Genomic DNA, 16,125 nt, shown 5'->3' on the forward strand with positions numbered 1-16,125 from the left:
GTACCAGGATGAGCGCTCGCGCAGCAGTGGAGGTGGATGCATGACGCTGGCCGAGCACCACCACGACGCCCCGCCGGTGGAGATGGTCACCCTGACCATCGACGACGTCGAGGTCTCGGTTCCCAAGGGCACGCTGGTGATCCGGGCGGCCGAGCTGATGGGCGTGCAGATCCCGAGGTTCTGCGACCATCCGCTGCTGGAACCCGTCGGCGCCTGCCGGCAGTGCATCGTCGAGATCGAGGGACAGCGCAAGCCGGTCGCGTCCTGCACCACGCCGGTGGCGCCCGACATGGTGGTGCGCACCCAGCACACCAGCGCCGAGGCCGACAAGGCGCAGCACGGCGTCATGGAGTTGCTGCTGATCAACCACCCGCTGGACTGCCCGGTGTGCGACAAGGGCGGCGAATGCCCGCTGCAGAACCAGGCGATGTCCAACGGTCGGCCCGAGACCAGGTTCACCGACGACGTCAAGCGCACGTTCCCCAAGCCCATCCACCTGTCCAGCCAGGTGCTGCTGGACCGGGAGCGGTGTGTGCTGTGCGCGCGGTGTACCCGCTTCTCCAACCAGATCGCCGGCGACCCGTTCATCGAGTTGCTGGAGCGCGGCGCGTTGCAGCAGGTCGGGATCGCCCCCGGCGAGGCGTTCGACTCGTACTTCTCCGGCAACAGCGTGCAGATCTGCCCCGTCGGGGCGCTCACCGGCACCGCCTACCGGTTCCGGGCGCGGCCCTTCGACCTGGTGTCCTCGCCCAGCGTGTGCGAGCACTGCGCGGCCGGGTGTGCGCAGCGCACCGACCACCGGCGCGGCAAGGTGATGCGCCGGCTGGCCGGGGACGACCCGGAGGTCAACGAGGAGTGGAACTGCGACAAGGGCCGCTGGGCGTTCACCTACGCCACCCAGGGCGACCGCATCCACACCCCGCTGCTGCGCGAACCCGACGGCGCGCTGCGCCCCGCCTCCTGGTCGGAGGCCATCAGCGTGGCCGGCGCCGGGCTGACCGCGGCGGTGGGCCGCGCCGGGGTGCTGGTCGGTGGCCGGGTCAGCGCGCGGGACGCGTTGGGCTACAGCAGGTTTGCCCGCATGGTGTTGGACACCAACGACATCGACTTCCGGGCCCGCCCGCACAGCGAGGAGGAAGCCGAGTTCCTGGCCGCCCGGATCGCCGGCCGGCGGATGACCGTCACCTACGCCGACCTGGAGGCCGCGCCGGCGGTGCTGCTGGTCGGCTTCGAACCCGAAGAGGAATGCCCCATCGTGTTCCTGCGGCTGCGCAAGGCCGTCCGCAAGAACGGGCTGTCGGTGCTGTCGGTCGCGCCGTTCGCCTCCCTCGGGCTGACCAAGCTCGACGGCCGGCTGGTGATGACCGTGCCCGGCGGCGAGGCCGAGGCCCTCGACGGGCTCGCCGCGGAACTGCCCGCCGGTTCGATCATCATGGTCGGCGAGCGGCTGGCGACCAGTCCCGGCGCCTTCTCGGCGGTGGGCCGGTTGGCCGACCGCACCGGGGCCCGGCTGGCCTGGGTGCCGCGGCGCGCCGGTGAGCGCGGCGCCCTGGAGGCCGGCTGCCTGCCCAACCTGTTGTCCGGCGGCCATCCGGTCGCCGACCCCGGCGCGCGCGCGACCATCGCCGCCGCCTGGCACAGCACCGAACTCCCCGCCACCGCCGGCCGGGACACCGCGGGGATCCTGGCCGCCGCCGGCGCCGGCGACCTGGGTGCGCTGCTGATCGGTGGGGTCGAACTCGCCGACCTGCCGGACCCGGTCGCCGCCCGGGTCGCCCTGGCCGCCGCGCCGTTCGTCATCAGCCTCGAGGTGCGGCACAGTGAGGTCACCGCCCTGGCCGACGTGGTGTTCCCGGTGGCGCCGGTGGTCGAGAAGGCCGACGCGTACCTGAACTGGGAGGGGCGGGCCCGGCCGTTCGAGGCCGCACTGCTGGGCAATGCCACCCCGGACGCGCGGGTGCTGCAGACCCTGGCCGACGAGTTGGGTGTCGACCTCGGCCTGCGCGACATCGAAGACCCGAGCTGGCAGGGCGAGCCCGCGGCGGGCCCCGCGCACCCGGCCCGGAAGGTGGACACCATGTCGGGCCAGGCCGTGCTGGCCACCTGGCGAATGCTGTTGGACGCCGGTCGGTTACAGGACGGTGAGCCGCACCTGGCCGGCACCGCGCGTGCGCCGGTGGCGCGGCTGTCGGCGACCACGGCCGCCGAGGTCGGCGTCGCCGAAGGCGAGTTGCTCACCGTCCGCACCGACCGGGGTGCGATCACGCTGCCCCTGGTGTGCACCGAGATGCCCGACCGGGTGGTATGGCTGCCGATGAACTCACCCGGCAGCGCCGTCGGCAACTCACTGGGTGCGACGTCCGGCGACGTGGTGCGCATCGAACGGGCCGATGCGCCGTGACCCACCCCGACGCCAGCGTCTTCGGCCATGACCCGCTGTGGCTGATCCTGCTCAAGGCCGTGGCGGTCTTCGCCTTCCTGGTGCTGACCGTCCTGGTCGCGATCCTGGTGGAACGAAAGATCCTGGGCCGCATGCAGATGCGCTACGGCCCGAACCGGGTGGGACCGTGGGGGCTGCTGCAATCGTTGGCCGACGGGGTGAAACTGGCCCTCAAGGAGGGTTTCATCCCGGCCGGCGCCGACAAGCCCATCTACCTGATGGCGCCGGTGATCGCCGTCATCCCCGCCATCCTGGCGTTCGCGGTGATCCCGATGGGTCCGGTGGTCTCGGTCTTCGGCCACCAGACGCCGCTGCAGCTCACCGACTTCCCCGTCGCGGTGCTCTACGTGCTGGCCGTCACCTCGATCGGCGTGTACGGAATCGTGTTGGCGGGCTGGTCGTCTGGATCCACCTACCCGCTGCTCGGCGGGCTGCGTTCGTCGGCCCAGGTGATCTCCTACGAGATCGCGATGGCGCTGTCGTTCGTGGCGGTGTTCATCTACGCCGGCACCATGTCGACCTCCGGCATCGTCGCCGCCCAGGACCACACCTGGTACATCTTCCTGCTGCTGCCGTCGTTCGCGGTCTACCTGGTGGCCATGGTCGGCGAGACCAACCGGGCGCCGTTCGACCTGCCCGAGGCCGAGGGCGAGTTGGTCGGTGGCTTCCACACCGAGTACTCGTCGCTGAAGTTCGCCATGTTCATGCTGGCCGAGTACATCAACATGACCACCGTCTCCGCGCTGGCCGCCACGATGTTCCTCGGCGGCTGGCACGCGCCGTGGCCCGTCAGCCTGATCGACGGGGCCAACACCGGTTGGTGGCCGCTGATCTGGTTCGTGGCCAAGGTGTGGGGCTTCCTGTTCTTCTACATCTGGCTGCGGGCCACCCTGCCCAGGCTGCGCTACGACCAGTTCATGGTGCTGGGCTGGAAGGTGATGATCCCGCTGTCGCTGGCCTGGATCATGACGGTGGCGGTCGCCAAGACGCTGCGCAACGACGGGGCCGGCCCGTGGGTGACCGTCGCCATCTACCTCGGGTTCGCCGCGCTCGTCGGCGTCACGTTGGCGGCGTGGAACCGCGGGCGTCGCCGCCGCCGCGCGGCCCTGGCGCCGCCGCTGCCCGACACCGCGGACAGTAGTTACTTCCCGGTCCCGCCGATCCCCAGCAAGGAGGAGGTTCGTGGCTAAATTGCTCGACGCACTCGCCGGTTTCGGGGTGACGTTGTCGACGATGTTCAAGAAGCCGACCACCGAGCAGTACCCCGACGAGAAGATCCCCACCGAGCCCCGCTACCACGGCCGCCATCAGTTGAACCGGTACGCCGACGGGTTGGAGAAGTGCATCGGTTGCGAACTGTGCGCCTGGGCCTGCCCCGCCGACGCGATCTACGTCGAGGGCGCCGACAACACCGAAGCGCAACGGTATTCGCCGGGCGAACGCTACGGGCGGGTGTATCAGATCAACTACCTGCGGTGCATCGGCTGCGGGCTGTGCATCGAGGCGTGCCCCACCCGGGCCCTGACCATGACCAACGACTACGAGATGGCCGACGACAACCGGTCGGACCTGATCTACGGCAAGGACAAGCTGCTCGCACCGCTGGAACCCGGCATGACCGCTCCCCCGCACGCCATGGCCGAGGGCGCCACCGACGACGACTACTACCTGGGCAACGTCACATGACCGCCGAGGCCGTCGCGTTCTGGGTGCTGGCCACCATCGCGGTGGTCGGCGCGCTGGGTGTCGTGGCCGCGCCGAAGGCGGTGTACTCGGCGATCTTCCTGGCCGCCACCATGATCAGCCTGGCGGCGCTCTATGTGGCGCAGGGGGCGTTGTTCCTGGGCGTGGTGCAGGTGGTGGTCTACACCGGCGCCGTGATGATGCTGTTCCTGTTCGTGGTGATGCTCATCGGGGTGGACTCCGCGGAGTCGCTGGTGGAAACCCTTCGCGGACAACGCATCGCCGCCGCGGCCGCGGGCCTGGGCTTCGGAGTGCTGCTGATCGCCGGCATCGGAACCGCCTCGGTCGCCGGCTGGACCCCTACCGTCGGCCCCGACCCGGCCTACAACGTCGAGGATCTGGCGGCGCTGATCTTTACGCGCTACCTGTGGGCGTTCGAACTGACCGGCGTGCTGCTCATCATCGCGTCGCTGGGCGCCATGGTGCTGGCGCACCGGGAACGACTGGGCCGGCGCAAGACTCAGCGCGAGTTGTCCCAGGAACGCTTCCGCGGCCATGGCCATCCCACCACGTTGCCGAGTTCCGGGGTGTACGCCCGGCACAACGCGGTCGACATGCCCGCGCGGCTGCCCGACGGATCGCCGGCCGACCTTTCGGTCAGCGACGTTCTGGTGCCGCGCGGATTCGAGGACAGGGGCGTCGATGAACCCCGATAGCTACCTCTACCTCTCGGCGCTGCTGTTCACCATCGGCGCCGCCGGAGTGCTGTTGCGGCGCAACGCGATCATCATGTTCATGTGTGTGGAGTTGATGTTGAACGCCTGCAATCTCGCCTTCGTCAGCTTCTCCCGGATGCACGGGCACCTCGACGGTCAGGTGGTGGCGTTTTTCACCATGGTGGTCGCCGCCTGTGAGGTGGTGGTGGGCCTTGCGATCATCATGGCCATCTACCGCACCAGGAAGTCCGCCAACGTCGACGACGCCCACCTGCTGAGGCATTGATCAGGTGGCTACGGGAGTGACCATGTTGTGGCCGTTGATCGCGCTGCCGCTGGCCGGGGCCGGCGTGCTGTTGCTCGGTGGCCGACGCACCAACGGGTGGGGACACCTGCTGGGGTGCCTCACCGTGCTGGCGTCGTTCGCCTGGGCCGCCGCGCTTTTCGCGGATCTGCTGGGCCGCGATCCGGAATCCCGGGTGATCGGCGAGCGACTGTTCTCCTGGGTGCCGGTCGCCGGTCTGCGGGTCGACTTCGGTCTGCAACTCGACGCGCTGAGCGTGTGCTTCGTTCTGCTGATCACCGGCGTCGGCGCGCTCATCCACCTCTACTCGATCGGCTACATGGCCGGCGATCCGGGTCGGCGGCGGTTCTTCGGCTACCTCAACCTGTTCGTCGCCGCGATGCTGCTGTTGGTGTTGGCGGACAACTACCTGGGCCTCTACGTCGGCTGGGAGGGCGTGGGCCTGGCGTCCTATCTGCTCATCGGGTTCTGGTCGCACAAGCCGTCCGCGGCGACGGCGGCCAAGAAGGCGTTCGTGGTCAACCGGGTCGGCGACGTCGGACTGGCCATCGCGATGTTCGTGATGTTCGCCCAGTTCGGAACCCTGTCGTATGCGGGCGTTTTCGCCGGCGCGCCCGAGGCCTCCACGGGCGCGCTGACCGCCGTCGGTCTGCTGCTGTTGCTCGCCGCCTGCGGCAAGAGCGCCCAGGTGCCGCTGCAGTCCTGGCTCGGCGACGCGATGGAGGGCCCCACGCCGGTCTCCGCGCTGATCCACGCCGCCACCATGGTCACCGCCGGGGTGTATTTGATCGTGCGCTCGGGTCCGGTGTTCAACCTGGCCCCGCACGCGCAGACCGCCGTGGTGGTCGTCGGCGCGGTCACCCTGCTGTTCGGCGCCGTCATCGGGTGCGCCAAGGACGACATCAAGAAGGCGTTGGCCGCCTCGACGATGAGCCAGATCGGGTACATGGTGCTCGCCGCCGGGCTGGGCCCGGTCGGTTACGCCGTGGCGATCATGCACCTGCTGACCCACGGATTCTTCAAGGCCGGACTGTTCCTCGGTGCCGGGTCGGTGATGCACGGCATGAACGACGAGACCGACATCCGCCGGTACGGCGGGCTGCGCGCCCTGATGCCGATCACCTTCGTGACGTTCGGGCTGGGCTATCTCGCCATCATCGGTGTGCCGCCGTTCGCCGGCTTCTTCTCCAAGGACGCCATCATCGAAACCGCCTTCGCCGCAGGCGGTCTGCGCGGCTGGCTGCTGGGCGGCGCCGCCCTGCTCGGCGCCGGGATCACGGCGTTCTACATGACCCGGGTGATGATCCTGACGTTCTTCGGCCCACGACGCTGGGCGCCGGACACCCACCCGCACGAATCCCCACCGAGCATGACGCTGCCGATGGTGGTGCTGGCCGTCGGTTCGATCGGCGCCGGCGCGCTGCTGGCCCTCGGCGGCCGGCTGGCGCACTGGCTCGAGCCCGTCGTCAACCCCGACGGCGTGCACGCTCACCACGTGGTGCCGGTCTGGGTGATGTCGGTGATCACGCTGTCGGTGGTGGCCGTCGGTGTCGTCGTCGCCTACCGCGCCTACGCGCGCCGACCGGTGCCGCAGACCGCGCCGACCGACGTGTCGGCGCTGACCCGCGCGGCCCGCCGCGACCTCTACGGCGACGCTTTCAACGAGGCGGTGTTCATGCGGCCCGGACAACAGCTCACCGCCGAACTGGTGCGCGTCGACGACCACGCCATCGAGGGTGTCGGCGGCGGGCTGGCGACGCTGGTGGGCCGCGCCTCCGATGCGCTGCGCCGGACCCAGACCGGCTTCGCCCGCTCCTACGCCCTGACGATCCTCGCGGGTGCCGTCCTGATGGTGGCCGCCGTCGTGCTGACGGGAGTGTGGCGGTGACCGACTTCCCCATCCTCACCGTGCTGTGGGCCGTGCCCATGGTCGGCGCCGCGCTGATCATCGTGCTGCCCGCGCAGCTGCAACGCTTCGCCAAGCTGGCCGGGGTGGCGGTGTCGCTGGCGGTGCTGGCGATCGCGGTGCTGCTGGTCGTGCAGTTCGATCCGGCCGGTGCGCAGTATCAGTTCGTCGAACAGATGGCGTGGATCCCGTCGTTCGGCACGGGCTACATCCTCGGTCTCGACGGCATCGCGCTGGCGTTGGTGGTGCTGACGGCGGTCCTGGTGCCGCTGCTGCTGCTGGCCGGTTGGACCGACGCCGACGACACCCCGCGGCTGTTGTCCGGCCGCGCCCCGCACGCCTACGTGGCCCTGACGCTGGCCGTCGAGGGCATGGTGCTGATCGCGTTGAGCGCGCTGGACGTGCTGCTGTTCTACGTGTTCTTCGAGGCCATGCTGATCCCGCTGTACTTCCTCATCGGCGGGTTCGGCGGCGCCGGCCGGTCCCGGGCGGCCGTGAAGTTCCTGCTGTACAACCTGTTCGGCGGGCTGATCATGCTCGCCGCGATCATCGGCCTGTACGTGGTGACCGCCGGCAGCGACGCCTTCGACGGCGGAACGTTCGACTTCCGCGCCATCGTCGCCGCGGTGTCCTCCGGCGAGTTGGCGGTCAACCCGGCGGTGATGCACGCACTGTTCCTGGGGTTCATGCTGGCGTTCGCGATCAAGGCGCCGCTGTGGCCGTTCCACCGCTGGCTGCCCGACGCCGCAGTGGAATCCAAACCCGCCACCGCGGTGCTGATGATGGCGGTGGTCGACAAGGTCGGCACGTTCGGCATGCTGCGGTACTGCCTGCCGATGTTCCCGGACTCGGCCTCGCTGTTCGGCCCGGTGATCATGGCGCTGGCGGTCATCAGCATCGTCTACGGCGCGGTGCTGGCCTTCGGGCAGACCGACTTCATGCGGCTGATCGCCTACACCTCGATCTCGCATTTCGGCTTCATCATTTTGGGCATCTTCGTGATGACCAGCCAGGGCCAATCCGGCTCCACGCTGTACATGATCAACCACGGGCTGTCGACCGCGGCGCTGTTCCTGATCGCCGGGTTCCTGGTGTCGCGCCGGGGATCCCGCGTGATCGCCGACTACGGCGGGGTGCAGACCGTGGCGCCGGTGCTGGCCGGGACGTTCCTGGTGGCGGGCCTGGCCACCCTGTCGCTGCCCGGGTTGGCGCCGTTCATCAGTGAATTCCTGGTCCTCATCGGCACGTTCACCCGATATCCGGTGCTGGCGGTGATCGCGTCGTCGGCGCTGGTGCTCTCGGCCATCTATGTGCTGTGGATGTACCAGCGCATGATGACCGGCCCCGTCGCCGACGGCAGCGAGAAGGTGCGCGACCTGGTTCCCCGCGAACTGGCCGTCGTCGCGCCCCTGATCGCGCTGCTGCTGGTGCTCGGCATCTATCCCAAACCCGCGCTGGACGTGATCAATCCGGCCGTCGAGCACACCCTGACCACCATCGGTCACACCGACCCGGCCCCGGCCGTCCCGGTGGTCGCGGAAGGAGTAGCGGAATGACCACGCTGCTTGCCCTGGACGTGCCGTCCGTGGAGTACGCCCAACTCTCGCCGATGCTGATCGTCGTCGGCGTCGCGGTGGCCGGCGTGCTGGTCGAGGCGTTCTTCCCCCGCGGCATGCGGTACCGGACCCAGCTGGTGTTGAGCCTCGGCGGCTTGACCGCCGCATTGGTCGCGGTGGTGTTGCTGCTGCGCGATCTCGTTGGCGGCCCGGGCAATTCGGCGATGGTCGGTTCGGTGGCCATCGATGCACCCGCCCTGTTCCTGCAGGCCACCGTGTTGGTCATCGCCGTCCTCGGAGTGCTGCTGATCGCCGAGCGCCACGTCCCCCCACCCGAGAACGACGGCAACCCGGGCGGTTTGGACGGTTTCACGCCGCAGGCCGCAGCAGTGCCCGGCAGCGTGGCCGAGAAGGAGGCCACCCGCGCCGGCTCCATGCAGACCGAGGTCTTCCCCATCACGATGTTCGCGGTCACCGGGATGCTGCTGTTCGGCGCCTCCGACGACCTGCTGACGATGTTCGTGGCGCTGGAAGTGCTCTCCCTGCCGCTGTATCTGCTGTGCGGGCTGGCCCGGCACCGCCGACTGCTGTCCCAGGAAGCCGCCCTGAAATACTTTCTGCTGGGCGCGTTCTCGTCGGCGTTCTTCCTGTACGGCATCGCGTTGCTGTACGGCTACAGCGGAACCTTCGAGCTGGCCGGGATCGCCGAGGCGGTGGCCGAGCCCACCGGGCGATCGTCGACGATGGCGTTGATCGGGCTCGGACTGGTCGCCGTCGGGCTGCTGTTCAAGGTCGGGGCGGTGCCGTTCCACTCCTGGATCCCCGACGTGTACCAGGGTGCCCCCACCCCCATCACCGCGTTCATGGCCGCGGCCACCAAGGTCGCGGCCTTCGGCGCCATGCTGCGGGTCTTCTACGTCGCGGTGCCGGGTCTGGCGAGCGGGTGGCGGCCGATGATGTGGGCGGTGGCCATCGTGACCATGGTGATCGGCACCGTCGTCGCGGTGCGCCAGACCAACGTCAAGCGCCTGTTGGCATATTCGGCGATCTCGCACGCCGGCTTCATCCTGACGGGGGTGATCGCGCTGACCGACAGCGGGATCTCCAGCACGCTGTTCTATCTGTTCGCCTACGGCTTCTCCACGCTCGGGGCGTTCGCCGTGGTCGGGCTGGTCCGCGACCGCACCGGCGCCGAGGATTCCGACATGGTGCGCTGGGCCGGCCTGGGCCGCCGTTATCCGCTGGTGGGCGTGGTGTTTTCGCTGTTTCTGCTGGCATTCGCGGGCATCCCGTTGACCAGCGGGTTCGTCAGCAAGTTCGCCGTTTTCAAGGCCGCCGGCGAGGGCGGGGCCATGCCGCTGGTGGTGGTCGGTGTCGTCGCCAGCGCGATCGCCGCCTACTTCTACGTCCGGGTGATCGTGTGGATGTTCTTCACCGACCCGCCCGCGGATGCGCCCGTCGTGGTCGCGCCGAGCTGGACCGGCAAGGCGACCGTAGCCGTGACCGCGGGAGTCACGGTGGTGCTCGGTGCCCTGCCGCAGCCGCTGCTGGACCTGGCGAACAACTCGACGCAGTTCCTGCGCTAGCGTCGAACCATGGCTGTCGTCACCACCACCGACCATGGCGCGGTCCGCGTCGTCACCATGAACCGGCCCGGGGCGCGAAACGCGTTGGGACAGGAGCTCATCGAGGCGCTGTTCGCGGCGCTGAGCGAGGCCGACGCCGATCCGGCGGTGCGGGTGGCCGTGCTCACCGGCACCGACCCGGCGTTCTGCGCCGGAGTCGATCTCAAGGAGGCCCAGCAGCTCGGCAAGGAGTACTTCGCCCGCTTCCGCAGCCACAACTGCATCGCGAAACCGGCCGAGATGGCCATCCCGGTGATCGGCGCGGTCAACGGCCCGGTGTTCACCGGCGGGCTCGAGATGGCGCTGGCGTGTGACTTCCTGATCGCCTCCGAACGCGCGGTGTTCGCCGATACGCACGCGCGGGTGGGGATCCTGCCCGGCGGCGGGATGACGGCCCGGCTGCCGCAGCGGGTCGGCGCCGGAATGGCCCGCCGGCTGTCGATGACCGGTGAGGTGGTCGACGCCGCCCGCGCCGAACGCATCGGCCTGGTCACCGAGGTGGTGGCGCACGAGCGGCTGCTGCCGCGGGCGGTGGAGCTGGCCGCACAGGTCGCCGAGGTGGATGCGCCGACGATGGCCGGCCTCAAGGAGATCTACCGTCAGGGCTGGGCGGGGGTCACCGACCCGGCGCTGGACGCCGAGCGGCAGATCTCCGGCGCCCAGGAGCTCGACGCCGCCGGCCTGGCGCAACGCCGGGCCGAGGTGACCGCCCGCAACAAGAGCCAGATACTGTAAGGACCTCCGTAAGACCCTTTCAGCGAGGACGGCACATGCAGAAGGCGACCCTGACCCCCTACTTCGAGGCGGACGGCGACGCGTTCAAGCCCAACGCCATCGCGCAGGGCGGCTGGGGCCCGACGCTGGGCGGGCACGTCATCGGCGGATTGCTGGCCCGGGCCATCGACGCCCAGCGCACCGACCCCGATCTGCTGCCGGTCCGGCTGACCGTCGACATGCTGCGCCGGGTGGCCACCGAGCCGGTGCAGGCGCACGCCGAGGTGCTCCGCATCGGCAGCCGCATGCAGGCCACCGACGGCACCCTCACCCAGAACGGCGAGGTGGTGGCCCGCGCGTCGGCGCTGTATCTGCGCCGCGGCGAACAGCCCGGCGAGGCCGCCTGGAGCACGCCCATCGAGATGCCGCCGCTGCCCACCGAACCCGCGGAGTTCGACGACGCGATGCCGATGTTCGTCAAGCCCTACGGGCGGGACCCGGGAGTCGGCGAGGGCATGGTCTGGCAGCACGACGGGCCGCGCTACGGCTGGGTGCGCGAGGTGCGGGAGTTGGTCGCCGGCGAGCCGAACAGCCCCTTCGTCCAGGCCGCCCTGGCGGTCGACGTCACCGCGTCGCTCACCGGGTTCTCCACGACCGGACTGGGATTCATCAACGCCGACTACACGCTGACGCTGTGCCGCCTGCCGGAAGGCCCGTACATCGGGATGGCGGCGCTGTCGCACTACAGCGAGGCCGGTCTGGCCACCGGGACGGCCAGCCTGTTCGACACCCGCGGACCGATCGGCACCGGGGTGACGACGGCGATCGCCAATCCGCACTTCGGCAAGCGGAGCTTCGTCAGGTCCTCGGAGTGAGGGTGAACGGCAGCCAGTAGGTACCGGGACCGTCCCCGGGACAGCCCGGCGCGGATACGGTGAAAGTCCGCTCCCCCGAGAAACTTCCGCCACCGGTGGGCCGCAGGAAGTCGGTCCGGAAGGTGGTCACGGTGCCGCCGTCGTCGCAATGGAACGGGTACTCGCCGCTGGATTCCCAACGGTCGCCGTTCCATCGGTAGTCGAACAGCACCGGGGCGTCCGGGTTGTCCTCCAACTCGGTGAGCAGCAACCAGTTCGCGACACAGCCGTCGGGACCGCACCGGGTGGTGAAGCTGGCCGACTGAACGGACGGGTCGGAGACGTCGGGCCGGCCGTTGAAGGTCTGCCGGGAATGGTCCAGGTAGGTGTCGTAGGCACCGTAGAGCGGCACCGGTTCAGCGCGATCGGCGTGCGCCGCCGGACTGACCGTCAGAGCGGTTGCCGCCGTCGCGACGGCGACACAGGTGTTGCGCAACATGGCTCTGCATAGCAGATGCGCGCGCAGCTAGGGGGCGAAAGACGCAAATGTCCCGTCCAGCACCTCGCGGTGCCCGATGGTGCGTCCGGTGACCTGGGCGGGATCCACCAGGGCCAGGCGAACCACCGCCTCGGCGAAATCCGCCTCGGACCCGATGTCGTCGAAATCCGTGCGGTAGTAGGACAATCCCGGCGTCATCATCGCCTGCGACGGGGACAGCGCGTTCACCGAGATGTTGCGGCGCTGCAGCTCATAGGCCGCGGAGCTGGTCAGGTGTTCCAGCGCGGCCTTCGACCCGCCGTAGCCGGGCAGGATGCCGCCGCTGAAATCCTCGAAGGGCCCCTCGCCCGGGATGCGCGAGGCGATCGAGCTGATGTTGATGATCGCGCCGCGGCCGGCGGCGATCATGTCCCGGGCCGCGAGCTGCATCAGCTCGTAGGCGGCGAACACCCCGATTTCGAAATGCCGCCGGAAGGCGTGGATGGGGGTGCCGACGAACGGCGGCCAATCCGCGGCCTCGGGCGTCGCCGCCGGCCGGTCCCGCTTGGGCTTCGGCGCCTCGCCCTCCTTCGGCGGCCGGCCGGGTGCGGTGAACGCGGCGTTGTTGACCAGGATCGTCGCCGGCCCCAGCGCGGCCCGGGCCTCGTCGACCAGGCGGGTCAGATCCTCGCGGACGGTCAGGTCGGCGCGGATCGCGACGGCGCGGCCGCCGGCGGCCTCGATCTCGGCGACCGTCTCACCGATGGTGCCGGGCAGCTTGTCGTTCCAGACCTGCTCGGTGCGCGCCACCACCGCGACCCCGGCCCCCTCGGCGGCCAAGGCCAGCGCGATCGCGCGACCCAGTCCGCGGCTGGCTCCGGTGACGATTGCCGAGTGTCCGTCCAGTCGTGCTGTCATTGCGGCCTCCTCACGCCGTGTACGACGATAGCCGCGGTCTGATCCACCCAGTCTTCGCCCAGTGGGGTGGCGGGATCCAGCAGCAGTCGCAGCATCGTGGTACCGCCGATGACCTCCACGAGTCGGTCCGGGTCGACGTCCGGATGCACGTCGCCGCGCGACACCCCTTCGACCACCCGGGTGCGCACCGCCGCGAACAACGCGACGAACCGCGCCATGACGCGGGCGTTGAGTTGGTCGTCGGCGGTCATGTCGGCGATGAGGCCGGGCAGCGCGGCGCGGACGACCGGTGTGGTGAAGACATCGCGAGCCGCGGCGACCATGGCCCGGATGTCCGCGGCGATGTCGCCCGGCGGGATCTCCAGAGCGGTGGGCACCGCGGGGAACGCGGCCTCGTGCACGAGTTCGGCCTTACTGCCCCAGCGTCGGTAGACCGCGGTCTTGGTGGTTCCCGCGCGCTCGGCGATCGCGGCCATGGTGACGTTCGGGTAGCCGATCTCGACGAGCAATTCCGCGGTGGCGGCCAGGATGGCGGCGTCCAGGCGCGGGTCCCGAGGCCGGCCCGGGGTCGCGGTCTTGTCAACCGGAGACGAGTCTGCTTTCATAACGCTACCGAGAGTATCGTAATCTCCCGCGACCGCGAAGGGAGCAGGTTCGGTGTCGAATCAGCCCGCCGTAGAAAACGTCGACCGCCTGCAACGCTCGAGCCGCGACGTCAACACCCTGCCCGCCACGCTCGCACGATGGCTGTCGACGGTGCTGCCCGGGGGCGCAACGCCGGACATCACCGTCGAAAGCGGCATCGATTCCAACGGGATGTCCTCGGAGACAATCGTTCTCACCGGCCGTTGGGACGAGGACGGCAACCCGCGGGAGCAGAAGTGGGTGGCTCGGGTGGCCCCGACCGACGACGACGTCCCCGTCTTCTCCGCCTACCGGATGGACCATCAGTTCGAGGTCATGCGCGCGGCCGGCGAACACACCGACGTCCCGGTACCCCGGGTGCGCTGGCTCGAGGACACCGGCACGGTGCTCGACTCCCCGTTCTTCCTGATGGATTACGTCGACGGCGTGGTACCGCCGGACGTCATGCCCTACACCTTCGGCAACAACTGGTTCGCCGACGCCACCCCCGAACAGCAGCGCCGGCTTCAGGACGCCACGGTGGCGGTGGTCGCCAAGCTGCACTCGATCCCGGACGCGACCAACACCTTCGACTACCTGGTCCGCGCGGACGCGCCCGGAGACACCGCGCTGCATCGGCGCCTCAACTGGCTCAAGGACTGGTACGAGTTCTGCGTGCCCGGCATCGGCCGATCCGAGCTGGTGGAGCAGGCGCTGGGTTGGCTGGAGGAGAACTTCCCCGCCGAGGTCGCGGCCGCCGAGCCCGTGCTGTCGTGGGGCGACGCCCGCATTGGCAACGTGCTCTACCGCGACTTCGAACCCGTGGCCGTACTCGACTGGGAGATGGCCTGTGTCGGCCCGCGCGAACTCGACATCTCATGGATGATCTTTGCGCACAAAGTCTTTCAAGAGCTGTGCGGGCTCGCCGGTCTACCCGGGCTGCCCGAGGTGCTGCGCGAGGAGGACGTCGTGGCCACCTACCGTGAACTCACCGGAGTCGAGCCGGCCTCCGACCTGCGGTGGTTCTACGTCTATTCGGCGGTGGTGTGGTGCTGCGTGTTCATGCGTACGGGCGCGCGGCGGGTGCACTTCGGCGAGATGGCCCGATCCGACGACCCCAATTTCGTCGAGACGCTGTTCTATCACGGATCGCTACTGAGAAAGCTGCTGGAAGGAACCGCCTGATGCTCGGCCCCATGGACGAATTCCCAGTACACCAACTGCCGCAACCCATCGCGTGGCCGGGCTCCAGCGACCGCAACTTCTACGACCGGTCCTACTTCAACGCCCATGACCGCACCGGCGACATCTTCGTGGTCACCGGGATCGGCTACTACCCGAACCTCGGGGTCAAGGACGCGTTCCTACTGGTCCGCCGGGGCGACGTGCAGACCGCGGTGCACCTGTCGGATGCCATCGACCAGGACCGCCTCAATCAGCGCGTCGGCAACTACCGCGTGGAGGTCGACGAACCGCTACACAAGCTGCGCATCGTCCTCGAGGAGACCGAGGGCATCGCGGCCGACCTGAGGTGGAACAGCCTGTTCGACGCCGTGCAGGAGCAGCGCCATGTGTTGCGCACCGGCACCCGGGTCACCCTGGACGCCCAGCGGTTCGCCCAATTGGGTTCGTGGAGCGGACATCTGGAGATCGACGGGCAGAGGATCGCGGTCGACCCCGACATCTGGATCGGCAGCCGCGACCGGTCCTGGGGCATCCGGCCCGTCGGCGAGGCCGAGCCGGCCGGACGGCCCGCGGACCCGCCGTTCGAGGGCATGTGGTGGCTCTACGTGCCGATGGCGTTCGAAGAGTTCTCCATCGTGCTGATCATCCAGGAGGAGCCCGACGGCTACCGCTCGCTCAACGATTGCACCCGGATCTGGAAGGACGGCCGCATCGAGCAACTGGGCTGGCCGCGCATCAAGATCCACTACACCTCCGGCACCCGGATCCCCACCGGCGCCGACATCGAGGCCACCGCGGCCGACGGCTCCGCGCTGCACTTCGAGGTGGAGTCCAAGCTGGCCTGCCCGATCCACGTGGGCGGGGGCTACGGCGGCGACTCGGACTGGCTGCACGGGCAGTGGAAGGGCGAGAACTTCACCGAGCGGCTCAGCTACGACATGACCGACCCGGCAATCGTGGGCCGCGCCGGCTTCGGGGTGATCGACCATGTCGGGCGGGCGGTCTGTCACGCCGCCGACGGCACCACCAGCGAAGGCTGGGGGCTCTTCGAGCACGGCGCGCTGGGCCGGCACGACCCCTCCGGGTTCGCCGACTGGCTGACCGTCGCCCCCTGACCGGCGG

The 16,125-nt window shown here is 69.5% G+C and carries 15 protein-coding genes; 12 read left to right on the top strand and 3 right to left on the bottom strand.

Annotated features, from left to right (window positions below; translation table 11 throughout):
• Positions 1-40: 40 nt before the first annotated feature.
• The 10 genes from R2K23_RS16115 to R2K23_RS16160 are packed head-to-tail and all read left to right on the top strand — an operon-like array spanning position 41 to position 11,819.
• Positions 41-2,401, top strand: coding sequence for an NADH-quinone oxidoreductase subunit G (locus tag R2K23_RS16115; protein ID WP_316510578.1), 2,361 nt, complete (start codon positions 41-43; stop codon positions 2,399-2,401).
• A complete protein-coding gene (gene nuoH / locus R2K23_RS16120) occupies positions 2,398-3,630 on the top strand; it encodes an NADH-quinone oxidoreductase subunit NuoH (protein WP_316510579.1) in 1,233 nt (410 codons plus the stop codon). The genes R2K23_RS16115 and nuoH overlap by 4 nt, the downstream gene beginning before the upstream one ends.
• The gene (nuoI, locus tag R2K23_RS16125) at positions 3,623-4,126 is read left to right on the top strand and encodes an NADH-quinone oxidoreductase subunit NuoI (RefSeq protein WP_316510580.1); all 504 of its coding nucleotides are present in this window, start codon (positions 3,623-3,625) and stop codon (positions 4,124-4,126) included. The genes nuoH and nuoI overlap by 8 nt, the downstream gene beginning before the upstream one ends.
• Positions 4,123-4,839 carry an NADH-quinone oxidoreductase subunit J gene (locus R2K23_RS16130; RefSeq protein WP_316510581.1) on the top strand — a complete coding sequence of 239 codons (717 nt, stop codon included), beginning with the start codon at positions 4,123-4,125 and terminating at the stop codon, positions 4,837-4,839. The genes nuoI and R2K23_RS16130 overlap by 4 nt, the downstream gene beginning before the upstream one ends.
• A complete protein-coding gene (gene nuoK / locus R2K23_RS16135) occupies positions 4,826-5,125 on the top strand; it encodes an NADH-quinone oxidoreductase subunit NuoK (protein ID WP_316510582.1) in 300 nt (99 codons plus the stop codon). The genes R2K23_RS16130 and nuoK overlap by 14 nt, the downstream gene beginning before the upstream one ends.
• Before the next feature lie 22 nt (positions 5,126-5,147).
• The gene (gene nuoL / locus R2K23_RS16140) at positions 5,148-7,031 is read left to right on the top strand and encodes an NADH-quinone oxidoreductase subunit L (protein WP_316517328.1); all 1,884 of its coding nucleotides are present in this window, start codon (positions 5,148-5,150) and stop codon (positions 7,029-7,031) included.
• Positions 7,028-8,605, top strand: a complete 1,578-nt coding sequence (locus R2K23_RS16145) for an NADH-quinone oxidoreductase subunit M (protein WP_316510583.1) — start codon at positions 7,028-7,030, stop codon at positions 8,603-8,605. Before nuoL ends, R2K23_RS16145 begins: the two co-directional genes overlap by 4 nt.
• Entirely contained in the window at positions 8,602-10,191 is a 1,590-nt protein-coding gene (gene nuoN / locus R2K23_RS16150; RefSeq protein WP_316510584.1) for an NADH-quinone oxidoreductase subunit NuoN, read from the top strand. The genes R2K23_RS16145 and nuoN overlap by 4 nt, the downstream gene beginning before the upstream one ends.
• A 9-nt stretch (positions 10,192-10,200) precedes the next feature.
• Positions 10,201-10,965 carry an enoyl-CoA hydratase gene (locus tag R2K23_RS16155; RefSeq protein WP_316510585.1) on the top strand — a complete coding sequence of 255 codons (765 nt, stop codon included), beginning with the start codon at positions 10,201-10,203 and terminating at the stop codon, positions 10,963-10,965.
• A gap of 35 nt (positions 10,966-11,000) precedes the next feature.
• Positions 11,001-11,819, top strand: a complete 819-nt coding sequence (locus tag R2K23_RS16160) for a thioesterase family protein (RefSeq protein WP_316510586.1) — start codon at positions 11,001-11,003, stop codon at positions 11,817-11,819.
• Here R2K23_RS16160 and R2K23_RS16165 read toward each other — a convergent pair.
• The 3 genes from R2K23_RS16165 to R2K23_RS16175 are packed head-to-tail and all read right to left on the bottom strand — an operon-like array spanning position 11,803 to position 13,799.
• Positions 11,803-12,297 carry an MBOE_33420 family protein gene (locus R2K23_RS16165; RefSeq protein ID WP_316510587.1) on the bottom strand — a complete coding sequence of 165 codons (495 nt, stop codon included), beginning with the start codon at positions 12,295-12,297 and terminating at the stop codon, positions 11,803-11,805. The two genes, R2K23_RS16160 and R2K23_RS16165, sit on opposite strands and share 17 nt — an antisense overlap.
• Before the next feature lie 27 nt (positions 12,298-12,324).
• The gene (locus tag R2K23_RS16170) at positions 12,325-13,194 is read right to left on the bottom strand and encodes an SDR family NAD(P)-dependent oxidoreductase (protein ID WP_316510588.1); all 870 of its coding nucleotides are present in this window, start codon (positions 13,192-13,194) and stop codon (positions 12,325-12,327) included.
• A complete protein-coding gene (locus R2K23_RS16175; RefSeq protein WP_316510589.1) occupies positions 13,191-13,799 on the bottom strand; it encodes a TetR/AcrR family transcriptional regulator in 609 nt (202 codons plus the stop codon). The genes R2K23_RS16170 and R2K23_RS16175 overlap by 4 nt, the downstream gene beginning before the upstream one ends.
• 52 nt (positions 13,800-13,851) lie before the next feature.
• Here R2K23_RS16175 and R2K23_RS16180 point away from each other — a divergent pair, with 52 nt between their 5' ends.
• Both R2K23_RS16180 and R2K23_RS16185 read left to right on the top strand, forming a co-directional pair.
• Positions 13,852-15,003 (top strand): phosphotransferase family protein, encoded by a 1,152-nt coding sequence (locus R2K23_RS16180; RefSeq protein ID WP_316510590.1) that lies wholly within the window; start codon positions 13,852-13,854, stop codon positions 15,001-15,003.
• Complete coding sequence (locus R2K23_RS16185) at positions 15,003-16,118, top strand: Rv3169 family protein (protein WP_316510591.1); 1,116 nt, start codon at positions 15,003-15,005, stop codon at positions 16,116-16,118. Before R2K23_RS16180 ends, R2K23_RS16185 begins: the two co-directional genes overlap by 1 nt.
• Positions 16,119-16,125 lie beyond the last annotated feature (7 nt).

Origin of the sequence: Mycolicibacterium sp. MU0050 (assembly GCF_963378085.1) — a bacterium.
In the GTDB taxonomy this organism is placed as follows: Bacteria; Actinomycetota; Actinomycetes; order Mycobacteriales; family Mycobacteriaceae; genus Mycobacterium; species Mycobacterium wendilense.